This is a genomic window from Pseudomonas sp. S5F11, assembly GCF_019641515.1.
Lineage (GTDB): Bacteria > Pseudomonadota > Gammaproteobacteria > Pseudomonadales > Pseudomonadaceae > Aquipseudomonas > Aquipseudomonas rhodesiae.
Window position 1 is genome coordinate 334,866 of record NZ_JAIFJZ010000001.1, and the last position, 21,506, is coordinate 356,371.

General features: G+C 63.8%; 17 protein-coding genes. 11 read left to right on the forward strand and 6 right to left on the reverse strand.

What is annotated here, in order from left to right; all coding sequences use genetic code 11:
- The first annotated feature begins 74 nt into the window (after positions 1-74).
- From K1567_RS01610 to K1567_RS01625, 4 genes are all read left to right on the forward strand, one after another.
- Complete coding sequence (locus K1567_RS01610; protein WP_034098399.1) at positions 75-665, forward strand: antibiotic biosynthesis monooxygenase; 591 nt, start codon at positions 75-77, stop codon at positions 663-665.
- Positions 662-2,500 carry an amidohydrolase gene (locus K1567_RS01615; RefSeq protein WP_220698033.1) on the forward strand — a complete coding sequence of 613 codons (1,839 nt, stop codon included), beginning with the start codon at positions 662-664 and terminating at the stop codon, positions 2,498-2,500. The genes K1567_RS01610 and K1567_RS01615 overlap by 4 nt, the downstream gene beginning before the upstream one ends.
- 23 nt (positions 2,501-2,523) lie before the next feature.
- Positions 2,524-3,141: an isochorismate family cysteine hydrolase YcaC gene (gene ycaC / locus K1567_RS01620; protein WP_034098396.1), complete on the forward strand. Its 618-nt coding sequence runs from the start codon at positions 2,524-2,526 to the stop codon at positions 3,139-3,141.
- A 120-nt stretch (positions 3,142-3,261) separates the two neighbouring features.
- Entirely contained in the window at positions 3,262-4,143 is an 882-nt protein-coding gene (locus K1567_RS01625; RefSeq protein WP_034098394.1) for a LysR family transcriptional regulator, read from the forward strand.
- Here K1567_RS01625 and K1567_RS01630 read toward each other — a convergent pair.
- Positions 4,130-5,167: an AraC family transcriptional regulator gene (locus tag K1567_RS01630; RefSeq protein WP_040268585.1), complete on the reverse strand. Its 1,038-nt coding sequence runs from the start codon at positions 5,165-5,167 to the stop codon at positions 4,130-4,132. The two genes, K1567_RS01625 and K1567_RS01630, sit on opposite strands and share 14 nt — an antisense overlap.
- Before the next feature lies 1 nt (position 5,168).
- Positions 5,169-6,083, reverse strand: coding sequence for a GGDEF domain-containing protein (locus K1567_RS01635; RefSeq protein ID WP_034098390.1), 915 nt, complete (start codon positions 6,081-6,083; stop codon positions 5,169-5,171).
- A gap of 547 nt (positions 6,084-6,630) precedes the next feature.
- On the opposite strand from K1567_RS01635, the gene K1567_RS01640 reads away from it, so the two are divergent.
- From K1567_RS01640 to K1567_RS01660, 5 genes are all read left to right on the forward strand, one after another.
- The gene (locus K1567_RS01640; RefSeq protein ID WP_220698034.1) at positions 6,631-9,144 is read left to right on the forward strand and encodes a TonB-dependent receptor; all 2,514 of its coding nucleotides are present in this window, start codon (positions 6,631-6,633) and stop codon (positions 9,142-9,144) included.
- A gap of 130 nt (positions 9,145-9,274) precedes the next feature.
- On the forward strand, positions 9,275-11,140 hold the full coding sequence (locus tag K1567_RS01645) for a phytase (protein ID WP_169868710.1): 1,866 nt from the start codon (positions 9,275-9,277) through the stop codon (positions 11,138-11,140).
- 52 nt (positions 11,141-11,192) lie between these two features.
- Complete coding sequence (gene tolQ / locus K1567_RS01650) at positions 11,193-11,885, forward strand: protein TolQ (RefSeq protein WP_034098384.1); 693 nt, start codon at positions 11,193-11,195, stop codon at positions 11,883-11,885.
- Between the two features lie 14 nt (positions 11,886-11,899).
- Positions 11,900-12,346 carry a protein TolR gene (gene tolR / locus K1567_RS01655; protein ID WP_047881811.1) on the forward strand — a complete coding sequence of 149 codons (447 nt, stop codon included), beginning with the start codon at positions 11,900-11,902 and terminating at the stop codon, positions 12,344-12,346.
- Positions 12,343-13,113, forward strand: a complete 771-nt coding sequence (locus K1567_RS01660) for an energy transducer TonB (protein WP_034098380.1) — start codon at positions 12,343-12,345, stop codon at positions 13,111-13,113. Before tolR ends, K1567_RS01660 begins: the two co-directional genes overlap by 4 nt.
- 851 nt (positions 13,114-13,964) lie before the next feature.
- On the opposite strand, the gene K1567_RS01665 is transcribed toward K1567_RS01660, so the two are convergent.
- From K1567_RS01665 to K1567_RS01675, 3 genes are all read right to left on the reverse strand, one after another.
- The gene (locus K1567_RS01665; protein ID WP_034098377.1) at positions 13,965-14,510 is read right to left on the reverse strand and encodes an acyl-CoA thioesterase; all 546 of its coding nucleotides are present in this window, start codon (positions 14,508-14,510) and stop codon (positions 13,965-13,967) included.
- Between the two features lie 177 nt (positions 14,511-14,687).
- Positions 14,688-15,113 carry a hypothetical protein gene (locus tag K1567_RS01670; RefSeq protein ID WP_220698035.1) on the reverse strand — a complete coding sequence of 142 codons (426 nt, stop codon included), beginning with the start codon at positions 15,111-15,113 and terminating at the stop codon, positions 14,688-14,690.
- Positions 15,114-15,259: 146 nt separating this feature from the next.
- The gene (locus K1567_RS01675; protein ID WP_184336619.1) at positions 15,260-15,982 is read right to left on the reverse strand and encodes a pirin family protein; all 723 of its coding nucleotides are present in this window, start codon (positions 15,980-15,982) and stop codon (positions 15,260-15,262) included.
- 180 nt (positions 15,983-16,162) lie between these two features.
- On the opposite strand from K1567_RS01675, the gene K1567_RS01680 reads away from it, so the two are divergent.
- On the forward strand, positions 16,163-17,113 hold the full coding sequence (locus K1567_RS01680) for a GlxA family transcriptional regulator (protein ID WP_047881808.1): 951 nt from the start codon (positions 16,163-16,165) through the stop codon (positions 17,111-17,113).
- 150 nt (positions 17,114-17,263) lie between these two features.
- Entirely contained in the window at positions 17,264-18,736 is a 1,473-nt protein-coding gene (locus tag K1567_RS01685) for a winged helix-turn-helix domain-containing protein (RefSeq protein ID WP_034098370.1), read from the forward strand.
- On the opposite strand, the gene K1567_RS01690 is transcribed toward K1567_RS01685, so the two are convergent.
- On the reverse strand, positions 18,683-21,454 hold the full coding sequence (locus K1567_RS01690; RefSeq protein WP_220698036.1) for a winged helix-turn-helix domain-containing protein: 2,772 nt from the start codon (positions 21,452-21,454) through the stop codon (positions 18,683-18,685). The two genes, K1567_RS01685 and K1567_RS01690, sit on opposite strands and share 54 nt — an antisense overlap.
- Between the last annotated feature and the right edge of the window lie 52 nt (positions 21,455-21,506).

A 21,506-nucleotide genomic window follows, 5' to 3' on the forward strand; every position in this document is an offset into this window, starting at 1 on the left:
TACATGCAATTTTCCTTGGCGGGTCCACGGCACACTTCCCTCATCGCTGATAGTGGGAAGCAGAGGGGCACGCCATGGATCCAGCCGCCAAGACAGGGGCCGACGAAGTCGTCACCCTGGTGGTCAAACACCGCATCAAATCCGGCCTTGAGGCCGACTACGAAGCCTGGCTGCGGCGCATCGTGCGCATTGCCGGCGAACGGCCCGGGCACCTGGGCGTCGACGTGGTGCGCGGCAAGCAGGACGGCCTGGCGCTGTTTACCTGCGTGCTGCGCTACCGCTCCACCGACGACCTGCAACACTGGCTCGAATCGCCCCAACGCAAGGCCCTGATCGACGAAGCCGCGCCGATGCTCGCCGATGGCGACCAGACCGAAATCGGCGCCGTCAACGAATTCTGGTTCACCCCCCTGGCCGACGGCAGCGCGCCGCCGCCGCGCTGGAAACAGGCGGTGGTGTCGCTTTGCGTGATCCTGCCGCTGACCCTGCTGGTGCCGATTATCTGGGGCCCGCTGCTGCGCCTGCATCCCTTGCTCTCTAACTACGTGGTGTCCACGTTCCTGGTCACCGTGACCATCGTGGTGCTGGTGGTCTACGTGATGATGCCGGCCGCCACGCGCCTGTTCGCTCCCTGGCTTGAAGCCTCTGTAAAGGAAACCCTATGAACGCCGATCTGATCCTGTTCAATGGCCAGTTCCACACCGTGGACCGTGAAAACCCGCGTGCGACCGCCGTCGCCATCCACCAGGGCCGCTTCGTTGCCGTCGGCACCGACGCTGAAGCGATGGCCCTGCGCGGCAGCGCGACCCAGGTTATCGACCTCAAGGGCCGCACGGTCATCCCGGGTCTCAACGACTCGCACCTGCACCTGATTCGTGGCGGCCTGAACTACAACCTCGAACTGCGCTGGGAAGGCGTGCCGTCCCTGGCCGATGCCTTGCGCATGCTCAAGGAACAGGCCGACCGCACCCCGACACCGCAGTGGGTGCGTGTGGTCGGTGGCTGGAACGAATTCCAGTTCGCCGAAAAGCGCATGCCGACCCTGGAGGAACTCAACCAGGCTGCGCCGGATACCCCGGTGTTCGTGTTGCACCTGTACGACCGCGCCTTGCTCAACCGTGCGGCTCTGCGCGTGGCCGGCTACACCAAGGACACGCCGAACCCGCCGGGTGGCGAGATCGTGCGCGACAGCAATGGCAACCCCACCGGCATGCTGGTGGCGCGGCCCAATGCGATGATCCTGTATTCGACCCTGGCCAAAGGCCCGAAACTGCCGTTGGAATACCAGGTCAATTCGACTCGCCAGTTCATGCGCGAACTCAATCGCCTGGGCCTGACCAGCGCCATCGATGCCGGCGGCGGTTTCCAGAACTATCCCGATGACTACGCAGTGATCGAGCAACTGGCCAAGGACCAACAGCTGACGGTGCGCATCGCCTACAACCTGTTCACCCAAAAGCCCAAGGAAGAACTCAGCGACTTCAAGAACTGGACCGGCAGCGTCACCCTGCACCAGGGCGACGACTACCTGCGCCACAACGGTGCCGGTGAAATGCTGGTGTTCTCCGCCGCCGACTTCGAAGACTTCCTCGAACCGCGCCCCGACCTGCCGCTGACCATGGAGCAGGAACTGGAACCGGTGGTGCGTCACCTGGTGGAGCAGCGCTGGCCGTTCCGCTTGCATGCCACCTACGACGAATCGATCTCGCGCATGCTCGACGTGTTCGAGAAGGTCAATCGGGATATTCCGTTCAATGGCCTGCCGTGGTTCTTCGACCACGCCGAAACCATCACCCCGAAAAACATCGAACGCGTACGCGCCCTGGGCGGTGGTATTGCGATCCAAGACCGCATGGCGTTCCAAGGCGAATATTTCGTCGAGCGCTACGGCGCCAAAGCGGCCGAAGCCACGCCGCCGATCAAGCGCATGCTGGCCGAAGGCGTGCCGGTCGGCGCCGGCACCGACGCCACCCGCGTATCGAGCTACAACCCCTGGACCTCGTTGTACTGGATGGTCAGCGGCCGCACTGTCGGCGGTCTGGAACTGCATGCCGAGGGCCTGCCGCGCCTTACCGCGCTGGAATTGTTCACCCATGGCAGCGCCTGGTTTTCTTCGGAGCAGGGCAAGAAGGGCCAGATCAAAGTCGGCCAATTGGCGGACGTCGCCGCGCTGTCGGCGGATTTTTTCAGCGTCGATGAAGAGGCCATCAAGTGGATCGAATCGGTGCTGACCGTGGTCGGCGGCAAAGTGGTGTACGGCGCCGGCGACTTCGAAGACTACGCACCGCCGCGCGTACCGGTGCTGCCGGACTGGTCGCCGGTGGTCAAGGTGCCAGGGCACTGGCGCCCCAGCTCACCGTTGCAGGCCCAGGTTCACCAATGCAGCGGCCCGTGCGGCGTGCATGCCCACAGCCATGAAAAAGCGCGCCTTTCCAGCGTGCCGGTCAGCGACTTCCAGGGTTTCTGGGGCGCGTTCGGCTGCTCGTGCTTTGCCTTTTAATCCCAACCCAAGGAGTTAACCCCATGACGTACAAGCGCTTGAACAAAGATGACGCAGTGGTGCTGTTGGTGGATCACCAGACCGGCCTGATTTCCCTGGTACAGGATTTCTCCCCCAACGAGTTCAAGAACAACGTGCTGGCCCTGGCCGATGTCGCCAAATTCTTCAACTTGCCGACCATCCTCACCACCAGCTTCGAAAGCGGCCCTAACGGCCCGTTGGTGCCGGAACTCAAGGCCATGTTCCCGGACGCGCCATACATCGCTCGGCCTGGCCAGATCAACGCCTGGGATAACGAAGACTTCGTCAAAGCGGTCAAGGCCACCGGCCGCAAGCAGATCATCATTGCCGGTGTGGTGACGGACGTGTGCGTAGCGTTCCCGACCCTGTGCGCCCTTGCCGAAGGCTTTGAGGTGTTCGTGGTCACCGACGCGTCCGGCACCTTCAACGAAACCGTGCAACAAGCCGCGTGGGCACGCATGACCGCCGCCGGTGCGCAACTGGTCAACTGGTTCGCCGTGGCCTGCGAGCTGCAAGTGGACTGGCGCAACGACATGGAAGGCCTGGCCAACCTGCTGTCGCCGCGTATCCCCAACTACCGCAACCTGATGAACAGCTACTCGGCGTTCACCGCCAAGTAACCGGTTCTCACGCCTGTAGGTCAACGATGTGGGAGGGGGGCTTGCCCCCTCCCACATTTGATTTGTGGTGTTGCGATCATCCGGTTATAAAGCCCTGCAAATGTCCACCGAGAAGCGACAATGAACCCCTTCGAAGACATGCGCCTGTTCTGCCAGGTCATGGAGTCCGGCAGTTTCACCGCTGCCGCCGAACAGCTGGGACTGTCCAAGCAGTTCGTCAGCCGCCGCTTGATCCAACTGGAAGACCGCCTGGGCGTGCGCTTGCTCAATCGCTCCACGCGTCGGTTGGATGTCACGCCTTTGGGGCAGAGTTATTACGAATCCGCGTTGCGTCTGCTCGGTGAAGTCGAGCAGGTGGAGCAGGGCATTGCCGGGCAGAACAGCGAGCCGCGCGGCACCATCCGCCTCAGTGCGCCGCTGTCGTTTGCCATCGCCCACCTGGGCTGTCTGTTGCCGTTATTTCTGCAACGCTATCCGCAGGTGACGGTGGAGGTCGACCTCAGCGACCGCCCCGTGGACCTGATCGGCGAGGGCTACGACCTGGTGCTGCGCATCGGCACCCTGGAAGATTCCACGTTGATCGCGCGCCGCATCGCCAGCATCGCGCGGGTCTACTGCGCCAGCCCCGACTACCTGGCGTTGCGCGGCACGCCGCAGAAACCCGAGGACCTGACCGACCACGACTGCCTGCCGTACGGCCACGGCCGCCAGGTGCAATGGCGCTTCAAGGGCAAGGTGCAGGCGCTGAACGTCAGCGGGCGCATGCGCGTGAATAACGGCGACTTGCTGCGCGACACCGCGATTGCCGGGCTGGGCGTCACCTACCTGCCCACCTTTATCGTCGGCGATGCCTTGCAGGACGGGCGGCTGGTCACGGTGCTCGATGAGTTCGCCCCCGAGGCGCTGACCTTGTCGGCGGTGTATCCCCAGCACCGCCAAAGCTCACGGCCAGTGCAGGCGCTGGTGGAGTTTTTGCGCGAGCGCCTGGCTAGCGGCTGTTGAACAACTGACGGATCAGGTTCGGTGTGCTGCCGGTCCAGCGCTTGAAGGCGCGGCGGAAGTTGGCTGCGTCGTTGAAGTTCAGGTAGGCCGCCACCTCATCGTTGCTATAACCCTTGACCTGATACAGGTGCAACGCCACCTGCTTGCGCACGCGGTCGACCTGTTCCTGGAAACCGGTGTCGTGTTTGTGCAGTTTGCGCTTGAGGGTCGCCGGGCTCATGGCGAACGCCTGCGCCGCCTGTTCCAGGTTGGGCGGCTGGCGCACCTGATCGCGCAGGTAATCGTAGAGGCAGTCGAGAAAACTGTCGGCAAAGCCGAGCTGGTCGATCTGTGCATGGGCCTGTTGACGCGCGACTTGAGCGGCAGTGGCCGAGGCGCCGGGCCAGGCACGTGTCAGGTATTGGCGGGGGATGCACAGCATGTCCAGGGGGCGTGAAAAGCGCGTGTTTTCCCCCAGGTTTACCCAGTACTGCTCGACATAACGCGGCTCGGCATGGCTGAAGCTGCACGCCCAGGGCAGGCGCTCGCCGCTGAGCCATTGGCTCATGGCAACCAGCGAAGTCATGCTGGCTTCGAGCAGGAAGCGCCAGTGCTCGCCGGCCCCGCAACTGTCCTGCCAATACAGGTAGGCGTGGTGCTCGTCCAACTCCAGATGCAGCGCCACCAATGGGCTGAGCAACACCTGCAACTGGATCAGCACCTCCAGCGCCTGGTGCAGGTTTTGCGCATGGCCCAGGGCATGGCTCGCGGCGCCGTAGTAGCCGGGCAATAGGCGTTGGCCGAACAGAAAGCTGCTGTCGTCGGCGTCGAGCAACTTGCGGCTGTTACCGATCAAACCCAGAAACTGCTGCGGGCTCAGGCGCGCGTTGCCGGCCAGGATGTCCTCGTGGAACAACCCGGTGCCGCGCAGCAAGCGATGGCTGTCGATGCCCCGCGACAGTGCCAGGTCGATCAGCGTGGCGGGTTGATAGTGCCCAGGGATAAAGCGGCAGTCGCTTTCATACCAGCGGGTGTTGATGGCCATGTCAGGCACTTTTCGCCAAGGGCTGCTTGGCCTTGGCCAACGCCAGGTTGAGGCGTTTGAGCAGGTCGTGGGGCGGTTCGTCCAGAGCCATCACCACCGCTGTGGAGGCCGCCAATTGCAGGCGCTCGCCTTGTTGCCGGGTCTTGTGGGCCAGGCCACGCACCGCTTGCTGCAATTCCAGAGCGATGTCTTTGGCCTGGCGCTCGCCGGTATTGGGCAGCAGCACCACAAAGCGGTCGCCGGCCAGGCGGCACAGCAAGTCCTGGCGGCGCAGGTTGAGCAACAGCAACTGGCTGAGGGCTTGCAGCACCGCATCGCCTTCGGCATGCCCATAGGCCTGGTTGATGGCGGCGAAGTTGTCCAGATCCAGGGCCAGCAGCGACAGCGGTTGGGCCTGCTCGCGGCTGTCCTGAAGGCTCTCGGCCAATTGCCGCTTGAGGTAGTCGGCACCGCCCAGGGGTGTGAGCTTGTCGAACAAGCGATGTTCGCGGAACACCCGCTCGCGTTTCTCCATTTGCGCGCTGATCGCCAGTTGCTCGCGGTGCCAGTGGTAGATGCCGAGGGTCAGCAGGATCATGCCCACCGGCATCGGGCCGGACTCCAGCCAGTGGTCCCAGGTGATGCTGTCGGGCAAGCGGATAAATTCATCCAGGCTGTCGATCCACCAGGAAAAAAAGATGCACGCCAGGCCCAGCACCAGATAGTTGGTCACGCGCCCGGCGGGGCGGCTCTTGAGCACCAGCCCCAGCCACACCAGCGCCAGCAGTGCCGAACCGCCTTCGCCGACGATATCCAGCCACTCCCATTCGCTGACGCTTTTGAGCTCGCCACAGGCCAGGTGCAGGATCAGCCCCAGATTGGCGGCAATCAGCAGCAGGGCGAGTTTCCAGCGGTGGGGTTTGAGCACGGAGAACATAGCCGCGAGTCCTTGGGCAAAGAAGCGAAGGGCGCCAGCACAGCAGATGGATGTGACGGTTGGATGACAGCGGGGACAGGTCGAATCAGCTCACCTCAAACACGCCGCGCCACAAAAAGTGGGCTTGTTGTGGTGAGCGGGCTTGCCCCGCGCTGGGCTGCGAAGCGGCCCCAAACCCAGGCGCCTCGGTGTATCAGCTAAAACCACATCGCGTGGAATGGGGGCCGCTTCGCAGCCCAGCGCAGGCAAGCCTGCTCACCACAACAACCTCATTTTCTCCTGCTATGTAGATACCTATGCCCTTCATGGCGGTGGGATAGCTGGCATATCTGTTGGCTGCTAGACAGCCATCGGGGGCAAGCCCCCTCCCACAGGGGAGATTTGCAGGTCATATCAGCTCATTTCATCTCAGCACATGGCTGAAAGCCGCGGTTTACAGGGCTTTACGCCGATCGCTGTCACAGAACCGTCATCCCCCACCCCTAGCGTGCCCTCCCAGTTGCCGGGCCTTTTGCCTGGCGTCGAACGGATTCTTGGGGAGGATTGCATGTACAAGCGCACCGGGCTCGTCAGCTTCACGCTTACCGCCTTGGCCCTGGCGATAGCCAGCGAGCGGCTCTATGCGGCCGACGCGGCCACCACCGAGCATGTCGACGTGGTCGGCCAGGCCGCCGCGATCAGCCAGGCGCTCAAGGAGCAGCGCAGTGCCGACAGCATCAAGAGCGTGGTGCATGCCGACGGCGTGGCGCAGTTGCCGGATGAGAACGTCGCCGAAGCGGCGCAACGTCTGCCGGGCATCAGCGTGGAGCGCGACCAGGGCGAAGGGCGTTTCGTCAGCGTGCGCGGCCTGGGCCCGGACCTCAACAGCGTGACCATCAACGGCACCCTGGTGCCCGCCCCTGAGAGCGCCCGCCGCGCCGTGGCCCTGGACGTGTTGCCGTCGGAGCTGGTGCAGTCGCTGTCGGTGATAAAGACCCTCACCCCGGACATGGACGCCAACTCCCTGGGCGGCACCGTCGATGTGCAAAGCCTGTCGGCCTTCGATCACAAAGGCCTGTTCTACACCGGCAGCAGCGAAGCCAGCTACGACAAGAACACTCGCCAGACCAGCCCCAAATTCTCCGGGGCCGCCAGTAACCGCTTCAGCCTCGGCGATGGTATCGACAACTTCGGCGTGGCCGCGGCGCTGAGCTGGCAGAAGCGCGACTTCGGCTCGGACAACGTCGAGACCGGCGGCGCCTGGGACTTCACCGACGGTGCCAGGCTCAACGAGTTCGAACAGCGCGACTACGACATCAGCCGCGAACGCGCCGGCGGTGGCCTGAACTTCGACTACAAACCCGATGACCTGAGCAGCTACTACCTGCGCACCCTGTACAGCCGCTACACGGACACCGAGACCCGCAACTCCACCAGCCTGGAATTCGCCGACCCGCAGGCACCCGGCCAGTTGGGCGAGGCCGAGGGCAAGCGCAAGCTGAAGAACCGCGAAGAGACCCAGGAAATTCAGTCCTACGTGTTCGGCGGCGAACGCATGCTCGGCCAGTGGACCCTCAGTGGCCAGGCCGGTTACAGCCAGTCCAGCGAAGACAGCCCCGCGCATATTGCCGGCGCCACCTTCGACGGCGGTGACTTCGCCAACAGCGGTTTCTATGACAAAGACAAACCGCGCCCGATCATCGGCAGCGCCTTCTACGACCCGGCCAACTTCACCCTCGACAAAGTCGACTGGGAAAAACAGAACACCAAAGACACTGAGAAAAACCTGCGCCTGGACCTGGCCCGCGACTACGACCTGAGCGGCTATGCGTCCCAGGTCAAATTCGGCGGCAAGGTCAGCCGGCGCAACAAGGACAACGACCTGGAAGCCTGGGTCTACAAGGATTTCGACAGCCTGGGCTTTACCGACCAGCAGCTCAGCCTGACGCAATTCCAGAAGGGCAATGTCGACTATCGCCTGGGCAACTACGGCCCTGGCATCAGCGCCAGCGGCATCAAGCAGTTGATCGGCGGCCTCAACCGTGCGGACTTCTATGACGAGACCGAATCCCGGGTCAACGACTTCACCATGCGTGAAGACATTAACGCCGGTTACCTGATGAACACGATCGATATCGACGACTGGCGCTTTATCGCCGGCCTGCGCTACGAAGGCACCGAGTTCGAAGCCAAGGGCACCGGCGCCACCGACGGTCAGTTCACCGCCACCGACACCCGGCGCCGCTACCACCATTGGCTGCCGGGCCTGCACGCGCGCTATCAGATCGACAAGAACACCCAGGTGCGTGCGGCCTGGACCAAATCCGTGGTGCGCCCGACCTTCGGCCAACTGGCGCCGGGTTTTGTGATCGACGATGACGAGGCCACCTTCGGCAACCCGGACCTCAAGCCGTTGGAATCGAGCAATCTGGACCTGGGCATCGAGCACTTCATGGGGCGTGCCGGCACCGTCTCGGCGTTTGTGTTCTACAAGGACATCCAGAATTTCGTCTACAACACCGACCTGGCCGGTACCGGGGCCTGGACCAACTTCGCCGAGGCCCACACCTACGCCAATGGCGACAGCGCCAAGCTGTATGGCCTGGAGCTGGCTTACTCGCAGAAATTCGATTGGCTGCCGGCGCCGTGGAATGGCCTGCTGGTGGGCGCCAACAGCACATTCAGCCGCTCCAGCGCGGACATCGAAGGCTTCGACGCTGCCAGTGGCACTCACCGCAAGCGCAACATCAGCCTGCCCAGCCAGTCGGACACCGTCGGCAACCTGATGCTTGGTTGGGAAGACGACAAGCTCAGCCTGCGCCTGTCGGCCAACTACAAATCGGCCTACCTGTATGAGCTGGCGTCGATCAACGACAAGGCCCATGACCTGCATGTGGACGCGCAGACTTTCGTCGACTTCAGCGCGCGCTATTCACTGAGCAAGAACCTGCAAGTCAGCTTCGAGGCCCAGAACCTTACCGATGAGTCGTACTTCGTCTACACCGGCCACCGCAGCTACAACGGCCAGTACGAAGAGTACGGCCCCACCTACAAAGTGGGCCTGACCTTCACGCATTTCTAACTCACTCAATTCCAATGTGGGAGGGGGCTTGCCCCCGATGAGGGCCTGGCAATTGACGCATCAGTAGCTGACCCACTGAAGCCCCCCAAGCCCACAGCGTTCTGCATTTTTCCGAAGGATTTGTTCGTTCATGAGAATTTCCAAGCTGTACCTGCTGATCGCCCTGGCCACCAGCGGCCCCGTCTTCGCCGCCGATCTGGCCCTGACGCCCTGGGGCCCCAGCCTGAGGGCCGAAGCCGTGGCCATCCTGCCCGACGGTCAGACGCGCCTCACCGCCAGCCCGCGTGACGGTCTGCAATTGCTCGACAGCAAGGGCGCCGAACTGGCGCGTTTCAACGGTCACTTCAGCAGCCTCGATACACGCGCCACTGGCCCCCACGCAGTGGTCGCCAGCCTCGACAACGACCGCCAGCAGGCACTGCTGATCAACCTCGATACCGCCGCTAAAACCTGGGGCCAGCCGCTGTACCTGCCGCCCCGCGACTTTCCGGTAAACGGTCTGTGCCTGTACCGCGACGCGGCGGCCAACCTGTTTGTGTTCCTGGTCGGGGAGGAGGGCAAGGGCGAGCAATGGCTGGTAGGCAATGGCTCGACGCTGCTCGCTGAAGCCCGCCGTGTGCGTGGGGTGCCGTTGCCGCCGTCGGCGCAGTTCTGCCAGGTGGACGACGCCACGCAGCAACTGGTGGTGAACGAAGAAAACGTCGGCTGGTGGGCCTACCCGGCGCATCCCGAAGCCGCGGTGAAACGCACGCCGGTGGCGCTGTTCGATGATTCCAAGCGTGAAGCCGGGGCCATGGCGCTGGTACCGGGGGGGATGGTCGCCCTGGACCCGAAAACCGCGCAGTTGCACCTGTTTCAGTCCTCCGGCGCGCGCTGGGTAGAGCAACCGAGCCTGGGTCTGCCCGGCCTCAAGGAGCCGGAGCAACTGGCAATCAACGGTCGGCAATTGCTGGTACGCGACGACGACAGCGGCCAACTGTACCAAGGTACCCTCGACTGGCAGGCCAAACCCGTGCCGGTCGCGCCGGTGCTGCCGGAGGTCGCCGCGCTGCGCCAGAGCGAGCCGGTGGGGCGTCAGGGCGACGCGGCGGATGACCCGGCGATCTGGGTTCACCCAGAGCACCCTGGGCAGAGCCGCGTGCTCGGCACCAACAAAAAACAGGGCCTGCTGGCCTACGACCTTGATGGCAAGCTGCTGCAAGAGCTGGCGGTGGGGCGCTTGAACAACGTCGACGTGCGCCCGCGTTTCAAGCTTGGCCAGCAGACGGTGGACCTGGCCGTGGCAAGCAATCGCGATCGCAACAGCCTGAGCCTGTTCAGCATCGACCGGCAGACCGGCGAGTTGCGCGAGGCTGGTGAAGTGCCGACGCCGCTCAAGGAGATCTACGGCATGTGCCTGTTCCAGCCCGCCGGCGGCGACATTTATGCGATCGCCAACGGCAAGGACGGCACCTTCCTGCAATACCGCCTCAGCGCCCCGGACGGGCGCGTGCAGGGTGAGCTCGTGCGCCAGTTCAAGGTCGACAGCCAGCCTGAAGGCTGCGTCGCCGACGACCAGCGCCAGCGCTTGTTTATCGGCGAAGAAGACGTGGGCGTGTGGGCGGTGGATGCCCGTGCCGATCAACCGGCGACGCTAACCAGCGTGATCAAGGTCGGCGAACAATTGCACGCGGACGTCGAGGGCCTGGCGCTGTACCAGAGTGCGCAGCATGACTACCTGGTGATCTCCAGCCAGGGCAATGACAGCTACCTGGTGCTGGATGCCGAGCCGCCGTTCGCCAGTCGCGGTGCCTTCCGGGTCGGCCTGAACGCCGCTGCCGGTATCGACGGCGCATCGGAAACCGATGGCCTGGAAGTCACCGCCGTCAACCTCGGCGGGCCGTGGAACCAAGGCCTGCTGGTAGTGCAGGACGGGCGCAAACGCATGCCTGAGCAAACCCAGAACTTCAAGTTCGTGCCCTGGGCCGATGTGACCCGCACGTTGAAGTTGCCTTGAGCTGTCATGACTTTTTAATCACTGCACGTTAAACGGATAGAGGACATTCACCATGCACGCGACGATGGAACATATGACGATCTGGGGCTTGATCAGCGACGCCAGCCTGTTGGTCAAGGCGGTGATGGTCACTTTGCTGCTGGCCTCGTTGTGCAGCTGGTACCTGATTATTCAGCGCGGCACGGTGCTGCGGCGTCTGGAGCGGCAGTTGAACGGCTTTGTGCAACGCTTTCGTGCGGCGCCGGATTTGCACGGGCTGTACCGCGACACCCTGCAGGCGGGCGAGGGTGGAGTGGCGCCGATCTTCATCGCCGGGGTCCAGGAATACCAGCACCTGCATAGCCATGATCCGGCGGTGCTCGAAGGGGTGGAGCGGGCCTTGCAGGTGGCGATCACCGCGCAGGAAATCGAGCTGGAAAAAGGTTTGCAGTTCCTTGCCACCGTGGGTTCGGTGAGCCCGTATATCGGTTTGTTCGGCACCGTGTGGGGCATCATGAATTCGTTCCTCGGCTTGTCCCAGGTGCAACAGGCCACATTGTCCACGGTGGCGCCGGGGATCGCCGAAGCGTTGATCGCCACGGCCATCGGCCTGTTTGCGGCGATACCGGCGGTGATTGCGTATAACCGCTTTTCGGCGCGCAGCCAGACCTTGCTCACCCGCTATTACGCCTTTGGCAACGAGCTGCAAGTGCGGTTGCATCGCACCCTGCGCGGTACGCCGATCAACCTGGCCGCGGCCGCCTGAGCAGGAGTACTCCCATGTTAGTCAGGCCACAACGCAAGCACGGGCCCAAGGCCGAAATGAACGTGGTGCCGTATATCGACGTGATGCTAGTGCTGCTGGTGATCTTTATGGTCACCGCGCCGATGCTGACCCAGGGCGTGAAGATCGAACTGCCCAAGGTTGCCGCCGAGGCGCTGGCCACCGACACCCGCCAGCAAATCCTCACCTTGTCGGTGCAGGCCGACGGCGGTTACTACTGGAACCTCGGCGAGGAACTGGACACCCAGCACCAGACCGACAGCGCGGTGAGCCTGGAAGAAATGGGCGCCAAGGTCGCGCAGGTGGTGGCGGCGCGCAGTGACACCCAGGTGTATATCCGCGCCGATGACAATGCCGGGTATGGCCTCGTGGTGGCTGCCATGGCGGTGTTGCAAAAGGGCGGTGTCAGCAACCTGGGGCTGGTGACCGAGGCCCCGCAATGACGGCGATGATCATGCACAGTCCCACCTTGCCGATGGCCCCCGCGGCGCCTTCGGGCTTCTGGCGCAATAGCCTGGCCGCCGGTTTGGCGGTGGCCTTGCATGTGATCGTGCTGGCGCTGTTGATGCTGGGCTGGGCGCCACAACCGCCCACGCCCGAGGCCCCAAGCGTGATGCACACCCAACTGGTGATGCTGCCCCCGGCGCCGGTCCCAGTACCGGCCCCCGAACCGGTTGCGGTGACGCCGCCAGCGCCGGAACCGGTGGTACTGCCAACGCCGGTCAAACCCGCAGTCGATCCTCGTGTGCAGGCACAAAAGCTCGAAAAAGCCGCCTTGGCGCGCAAGCGTGTCGAAGAAAAGAAAGCAGAGCAGCAACAACAGCAGCGCCTGGCCAGCGAACAGCGCGAGCGTGAACAGGAACAGCAACGCCAGGCCCAACAACGCCAGGCCGCCGAAACAGCCCGCGCCGCCGTACCTGCTTCGGCTCCGGCGTTCGACAGCCGCCAATACATGCCATTGAGCAAGGAAGCCCCGGAATACCCCGAACGGGCCCTGGACAAAAACATCGAAGGCGACTGCTCGGTGGAATACACCGTCAACCCCCAGGGCCGCGTGGAAAACCCCAAAGTACTGGACGGCTGCCACCCGTTGTTTATCCGCCCATCGTTGGCGGCTGCCAACACCTTCCGCTACCAGCCGAGGATCGTTGATGGCAAGGCCGTGGCCGTGCCGGCGGTGCGCAATACCTTTCACTACCGCATCAAATGACCGACCGGGCCTTGCGCCAGTCCTAAGACCAGCAGTAACCCAAGGTGGGAGGGGGCTTGCCCCCGATGGCGGTGGGTCAGCAACCCAGGTATCGACTGAGCAGGCCCCATCGGGGGCAAGCCCCCTCCCACAGGTTTGACAGGCGTTGACTTGAGCACAGTGGCCCCCGGCTCGGTCGCCCGGTTTTACATCCATCCAAAGGCCAGTGGTAACCAGGGTGGGAGGGGGCTTGGCCCCGATGGCGGTGGGTCAGCAACCCAGGTATCGACTGAGCAGGCCCCATCGGGGGCAAGCCCCCTCCCACAGGTTTGACGGCGTTGACTTGAGCACAGTGGTCCCCGGCTCGGTCGTCAGGGTTTACACCCATCCAAAGGCCAGCGGTAACCAAGGTGGGAGGGGGCTTGCCCCCGACAACAGTGGGTCAGCAACACAGGTATCGACTGAGCAGGCCCCATCGGAGGCAAGCCCCTCCCACAGGTTTGACGGCGTTGACTTGAGCACAGTGGTCCCCGGCTCGGTCGCCAGGTTTTACACCCATCCAAAGGCCAGCGGTAACCAGGGTGGGAGGGGGCTTGCCCCCGACAACAGTGGGTCAGCAACACAGGTATCGACTGAGCAGGCCCCATCGGGGGCAAGCCCCTCCCACAGGTTTGACGGCGTTGACTTGAGCACAGTGGCCCCCGGCTCGGTCGCCCGGTTTTACATCCATCCAAAGACCAGCGGTAACCAAGGTGGGAGGGGGCTTGCCCCCGATAGCAGTGGGTCAGCAGCGCAGGTATCGACTGAGCAGGCCCCATCGGGGGCAAGCCCCCTCCCACAGGTTTGACGGCGTTCCTGTCACGAAAATATGCCTAGGCGATTTGCTCTTCAGTACGCAGTTGCGCGCTCATCTCGTCGCAGCTGTGTGCCCAGTCCTGCAGCCACTGCGGCATCGGTGGCGAAGCTTCTTCCAGCCCCAGTTCCCGAACAAACTCACTCGGCGGCAAGGTGCCTTTGGCCGAGCGGAATAGCCCACGCATTACCACCACCCCAACCACGCGGCCGCGACTGACGAAACGATGTTCCATCAGGCTCCACTTATGGTCCCAGCCGAGCATGCGGGTGTGCACTTCGAACGCTTCGAACAGTTTCAATTCGCGACGGAATTTGCCCCAGGTATCGCCCACGATCGGCAATGCCTTATGCCGCAGGGCGACGCGAAAGGCGCCGGTGCGTAGCACGAAGTCCATGCGCGCTACGTCCGCCAGGGTGAAATAACGACCATTGGTGACATGCCGGTTGATGTCCAGGTCCAGAGGCCAGACGCGCATCCGCACCACCGTGGTGGCCAGGCCATGGGCAGGTGTGCGCCACGGGCGACGGCACAGCATATACAGCAAGCGAAACCACAGATTCATCAGTCCATCCGAGCCTTGATCAAAAGCGGCACTTTAATAAGCAGACGAGGGCTGGGGTAGGTCCGCAAATGACTGATTTCAGGCAAATCGTGCAATTGGGTGAATTGAGCAGAACGCCAGGCGAAAAAAAACCGGCTGATCAGGCCGGTTTGGGGTGCCTCGCAAACAGCGAGGGGGTTAAGCGTGGTTGTCCAGCAAACGATCCGCACCGCCTTCGGCCAGAGCACGTTCCTGCAAACGATCCGCACCGCCTTCAGCCATAGCGCGTTCCTGCAAACGATCCGCACCGCCTTCAGCCAGAGCGCGTTCCTGCAAACGATCCGCACCGCCTTCGGCCAGAGCACGTTCCTGCAAGCGATCCGCACCGCCTTCGGCCAGAGCGCGTTCCTGCAAGCGATCCGCACCGCCTTCGGCCAGAGCGCGTTCCTGCAAACGATCCGCACCGCCTTCAGCCAGGCCACGTTCCTGTAAACGGTCGGCGCCACCTTCGGCGACACGGTTTTCCATCAGGCGATCCGCGCCGCCTTCGGCGACCACGGGGTGAGCGAATGCATTGGCAGCGAGTACCGAGAAAGCAAGGCTAAGCAAGAGTTGGCGTTTCATGAGAGTGTGCTCCGAGTCATTAAGTTGGGGTGTTGCTGTGTATGGGTTGGATGTTACGCGTTGCTTTTTTTAAGAGAACTTCATTGGGCTGATGGTGACTATCGACGCCAGCGATGGCCCGGTTTCCCGGGCCACCGCGCGGTCGGTCATGGCATCTGCGGCAGTTCCTGAGGTCGCAGGTCGAACACCAACACCTCGGCGTCCTCGCCCTGGCTCAGGCGAATCTGGCGCTCATCCCGCACCCGGGCGCCGTCGCCTTGTTCCAGGCGCTGGCCGTTGACCTCAACGCTGCCGCGAGCCACATGGATGTACACATGCCGCGCCGGTGGCAGGTCCAGCGTCGCGGTTTCCTCGGCGTTGAACAGCCCGGCGTAGACCCGTGCGTCCTGGCGCACGCTGAGGGAACCGTCGGCGCCGTCCGGCGAGATGATCAACTGCAAGCGTCCGCGTTTTTGCGCTTCGCTGAAGTGCTCTTGCTGATAGCGCGGCTCTGCGCCGGCCACCGAGGGCACGATCCAGATCTGCAGGAAGTGCACGCCTCGGGTCTGGCTGTGGTTGAACTCGCTGTGGGCCACGCCGCTGCCGGCGCTCATCAGTTGCACATCGCCGGGGCGGATCACCGAGCCGGTGCCCAAGGTGTCCTTGTGCTCCAGGGCGCCTTCGAGCACATAGGAGAAAATCTCCATATCGCGGTGCGGGTGCTGGCCGAAGCCTTTGCCGGCGGCGACGCGGTCATCGTTGATCACCAGCAGGTCGGAAAAACCCTGCTCGGCGGGGTTCCAGTAGTTGGCGAACGAGAAGGTGTGGAACGACTTCAACCAACCATGATTGGCGGCGCCGCGTTCGGATGCTTTGCGTAGGGTCAGCATGGTCTTTGTCCTCAAGTGAGCGCGGTCTGCGACATGCAGTGCGCTGGCGTTGAGGAGAAGGTTACTGGTTGTCTTTTAATTCATTAAGAAGATGAAAACTGAATAACTGTCCACTTGCGGTTGACAGTTGCGAGCGTGCAATAATGAGCGCCGCCTTCTTCTCTATGGACCCTCCGCACAATGAAAACCGTGGCCATGGCGCTGTTCCCGGACTTCCTCCTGCTCGACATGGCCGGGCCGCTCGAAGTGTTCTCCATTGCCAATCGCTACCTGCCCCCTGCGCAGCATTATCGAATCCTCACCCTGGGCACCGAGTCTGGCCCGTTGCGCGCCTCCAATGGGGTGATGGTGCAGGCCGACCTGTTGCTGGAGCAGGCCCTGGACGCTTATGACCTGTTGCTGGTGCCCGGCGGCCCTGGCGCCTACAACGAGTGCCACCCGGCGTTGCTGCCGTGGCTCAGGGCGGCGGTGCCACGGGCGCGGCGCTTCGGTTCGATCTGCACCGGCGCCTTTGTGCTGGGGTACGCCGGGCTGCTGGACGGTCATCGCGTCACCACTCACTGGCACTACACCGAGCGACTGATCAAGGCGTTCCCCAAGGCTATCGTGGAGACCGATCGCATCTACTTGCAGGACGGGCGCCTGATCACTTCCGGCGGGGTCACCGCGGGCATCGACCTGGCGTTGTCGGTGGTGGCTCAGGACCACGGCAAACAGGTGGCCGTGGAAGTGGCCAAGGTGCTGCTGGTGGTGATGAAGCGTCAGGGCGGCCAGGCTCAGTTCAGCCCGATGACCTCGGCCGTGGCGCCCCAGGAAACCCCGATCACCCGAGTGCAGAACCATGTTCTGGCCAATCTTGAACAGTCCTTCACCGTCGAATCCATGGCCGCTCTGGTGGATATGAGCGCGCGCCACTTTGCGCGGTTGTTCGCCAAGGATGTGCAGATGACGCCCATGGCCTTTCTGCAAGGTGCGCGCATCGACCGCGCGCGGCACTTGTTGGAAACCACCGAGCTGCCGCTCAAGACCGTGGCATTCCACGCCGGTTTCGGCAGCGTGCGGCATATGCGCTTTCTCTTCAGTGAAAAACTCGGCCTGACCCCGACCCAATACCGACAACAGTTCAGTTAACGACACCATGTCCGTCTAGCGCACCGGATTGTCCGTATCGCTCCCTGTGCCAGCATTGTCCTGTCATTGCCAACTGGCAAGATAACGCCAAGCCCATGGAAAAGGATGCGCGAACGCCCAAGAACGGGTGTTTCAGCGCGATGACGAGACATGAACAACCCTCAGTCGATGGACGCTGATGGCACACTGCGCTTTGGTGCTTATGTCTTTCACCGCCAGCAACGCCTGGTCAGCAAGGCGGGTTGGCCGGTGCCGCTTGGCGGGCGCGCGCTGGACATCCTCGCGGTGCTGCTCGAAGCGCCGGGACAATTCATCGACAAGGCGACCTTGATCGAGCGCGTCTGGCCGTGCAGCGTGGTGGAGGAGAATAACCTGCGTGTGCACATCGCCGCGTTGCGCCGGGCGTTCGATGGGCAACGCTACATCCTCAATGATCCTCATCGCGGCTATTGCTTCGCGGCACCGGTGCACGGCGCACTGCCTTCGGTGGCGACGCCGTGCCATAACCTGGTTGCTCGGCTGACGCCGGTGATAGGCCGTGACGAAGTATTAGGCGTGCTGGTGCGGCGCCTGTCCGGCCAACGCCTGATGACCCTCACGGGTTGCGCCGGGGTGGGTAAGAGCACCCTGGCATTGGCCCTGGCCGAGCGGGTCTTGCCGCGCTATCGCGACGGCGTATGGTGGGTCGACCTGGCCACGGTGCAGACGCCGAAGGCGATGCTGGAGCAGGTGGCCGCGGTGCTGCAGCTGCAAGCCGGGAGCAGCGCCCATGAGCTGGGACGGCACTTGGCGTCGCGCCAGTTGCTGTTGGTGCTCGACGGCGTTGACCTGCTATTGGTCGCGTGCCGGCAGTGGCTGCGCGTATTGCGTGAACTTGCGCCCCGGGTCAGCGTGCTGATCAGCAGCCGTGAACCGCTGCACCTTCCCGGCGAATGGGTGCTGCGCGTACCGCGCCTGGCGGTGCCCGCACCGGCGGCACTGGCCAGTGTCGAACAGGCGTTGGCCTGCCCGGCGGTGCAGCTGTTCGTGGCGCGCGCGCGGGCCGGGCAGCAAGGCTTTGAGTTGCGTCTTCAGGATCTGGCGCCGCTGCGCGATATCGTGCGGCGCCTCGACGGCATTCCCCTGGCACTGGAGCTGGCGGCGGCGCAGGTCGACGCGCTGGGCATGCGTGGCGTGCAGGCGCAGCTGTGCAAGGGCTTACAGGTCTTGACTCGGGGGCGCCGCACGGCGGTTGAGCGGCATCAGTCCCTCGCGGCAGCCCTGGATTGGACCTACCAGCGCCTGAGCCTGCCGGAGCGCTGGTTGTTCCTGCAATTGGGGCTGTTCAAGCACGCGGTGAACTTGCCGACGTTGAGCGCGTTGGTGGCCGGCACCGAACTGGAGCATGCCGACCTGGCGTACCTGCTGACACGCTTGGTGAATGTCTCGCTGCTCAGCGTGGAGCCTGGTCCCGGATTGCCGCGTTACCGCCTGCTCAATTGCCTGCGCAACTATGCCCTGATGCAGTTGCGCGACCCACGGCAAGTGCAACGTTTGCAGCAGGGCTATGGGCATTACCTGGGGCTGGGTTCAGGCCGGCCGTTTGTCCTGCAACTGGTCGAGCAGGCGGCGAGCGTCGACTAGATCCGGCGTGGCGAACCCTTCGCTAAACCGTTCGTACACGCCTTTGAGCAGGTCGCGGGCGGCATCCGCGCGGCCCAGGCTTTGCCACAACCGTGCCATCGATGCGGCGCTGCGCAGTTCCCAGGCCAGGGCGCCTTGGGTGTTGGCCAGGTCGAGGGCTTCGCGCAGCAGGGGCTCGGCAGCCAACATATCGCCCTGGCCCAACATCTGCTCGGCGGTTACCCGCAATAGTTCCGGCGCGCACCAACCGGCGGCCCCCGTGCGTGCACGCGCGGCGTTCTGTGCATCGACCGGGCAGGCGCCGAGCGTGACCAGAATGTCTTCGATCAGCCCCAGACCTTGCAGGTCGCTGCGTTCCATGATGCCGGAGTAATGCCCGGCCCAGGTCTGGAACAAATGCACCCCATGTTTATGCGACTGTTCCAGCAATAGCGCTTGCAGGTGCTGCGCTGCCGTCTGGTCGCCGTTGTAGCGTGCGATCACCACGCCGGCCAGGGCCAGGGTGTAGCAGATCGAGGTGCCGTGGTTGACCTGCACGGCCAGTTCCAATGCCTGGCTGGCGGTGCGCCAGGCGCGTTCGGGGTAACCCTGCAGCCATAGGATGCGCGCCAGGACGGTCAATGAAGCAACATTCTGGTCGTACTGTATGCCGATGCCGTGGGCGAACCGGTTCAAGTGGCCGCTGTGGGCCATGCGCTGGATCAGCTGTTCGGCATTCTGGCGGGCCAGGACCTGGTCGCCAGTGAAATGCTGGGCCAGCACCTGCAGGCGCTGATTGCTCAAGCCCAGCAACGGATCGGTGCGCGGATCGAGGCGATCGAACTGCACGCTCTGGGCCCGCGCCTGGTCATAGCGCCCGCCACAGAGGTCGACCGCCATTTGCCCGGAGATCGCGCGCAACTGGCCGCCCAGGTCCTGGCTCTGCTCGGCCAGGCGCGCGGCTTCGGCGAATGCCGTGCCGCTCTGGGCTGCGCCGCCGACTGCGTGATAAACCAGGCTGCCCAAGGCCAGTTGCAGCTGCATCGCCAGGCGCGGGCAGGGCGCTTGGGCCTTGTCCATCAGGGCCAGGGCCTTGCCCACGTACAAAGCGTGTTCGCGCAGCAGCGACAGTTCCTGCCACAGCGGCATGGCGCTGACCGTCAACTTGATCGCCAGCGCCGACGCTCCGCCCGTGCCGAGGCCCCAGTCCAGTGCCGCGCGGATGTCTTCGCGCAGCGGGGCGTAGCGGTCGATCCACGGCTGGGTCGCGAGTAGCGACCAATCGGCCTGTGCCTGTTCCATCAGCGCCAGGCAACGCGCCGCGTGACGTTCGCGGGTGGCGTCCAGCTCGCCGGCGAGGCTGAGTTTTTCCAGGGCGTAGGTGCGGGTGATGTCCAGCAGGCGATACACCATATCGTCATCGCTGGGTTCTACGTTCAGCAGGGATTTGCCCACCAGTTGGCTGATCGAGCCGGGTACCTCGGCCGGGGCGAGCGCTGCGCCGGCAATCACCGCCGTCGCGCTGGCGAGGCTGAAGCCGCCGCGAAACACCGCTAGACGGCGCAGGCAGATTTGCTCGCCGGCACTGAGCAGGTTGAAGCTCCAGTCCAGGGTTGCGCGCAGGGTCTGATGACGGGGCAGGTCACTGCGCTGGCCACGGTTGAGCAGGCGCACGTTATCGTTGATTTGCGCCAGCAATCCCGACAGGCCGAAACGCTCGATCTGCGCCGCCGCCAGTTCAATGGCCAGGGGAATCCCATCAAGGCGCTGGCAGATATCGATGGCCAGGGGCAGCTCGGTGTCGCTCAGTTCAAAGCTGTCCTGATGGGCCATGGCCCGCTCGATCAACAGTTGCAAGGCCGGGTAACCCAGGGCCTGGGCACGATTGCCGGAGGCGGGAGGGCAGGCCAGCGGCTCCAGGCGTTGCACCGATTCGCCCTCAGCGCGCAACGCTTCGCGACTGGTGGCCAGGATGTGCAGGTGGGGCGCGTGGCGCAGCAAGGTTTCGCTGATCAGTGCGATGTCGTCCAGCAGGTGTTCGCAGTTGTCGATCACCAGCAGCAACTGGCGCTCCTGCAAGCTGCGCGCGAAAGCCACCAGCGGCCCTTGTTCGACCGGCGCCAGGTCGAGCAGGGCGGCGAGGTTGGGCAGGATCATCGATGGCGTGCTCAGCGGCGCCAGGTCCAGCAGGTGAATGCCGTCGCGGTAGTGGCCGATCAGCAATTCCGCCACACGCAGGGCGACGGTGGTTTTACCGATGCCGCCGGCGCCGGTCAGGGTGATAAAGCGTTGCGTGGGCAGTTGTTGCACCAGGCGGTCGATCAAGGCCTGGCGCCCGATCATGCGAGTGCGGCGCAGGGGCAGGTTGTGGCACGGGCGTTGAGGCGCACCGTCGCTGGGTAGGCTCATCGGTTCGATGCTCAATGGCGCAACAAAACTGTAGCCGCGCTGGGCCACGGTGACGATATAGCGCTGCCCGGCCTGGCCATCGCCCAACGCTTTACGCAAGGCCGCCATATGCACCCGCAGGTTGCCGTCCTCCACCACGCTTGTCGGCCACACCCGCGCGATCAGCTCCTGCTTGCTCACCACGTTGCCGGCCTGCTCCAGCAGGATCAGCAGGATATCCACCGCGCGCCGCCCCAGGCGTAGCGGCCGACCGGCCTCCAGCACCAGGCGTTGGCGCGGGTGGATACGGTAGGGGCCGAACTGCACGGCCTGATCGCGGAGGTCGTTCATGGGTGGCCATGCTCTGGGAACGGTAGGCGGCCAGCATAGGCCAGGCGTGTTT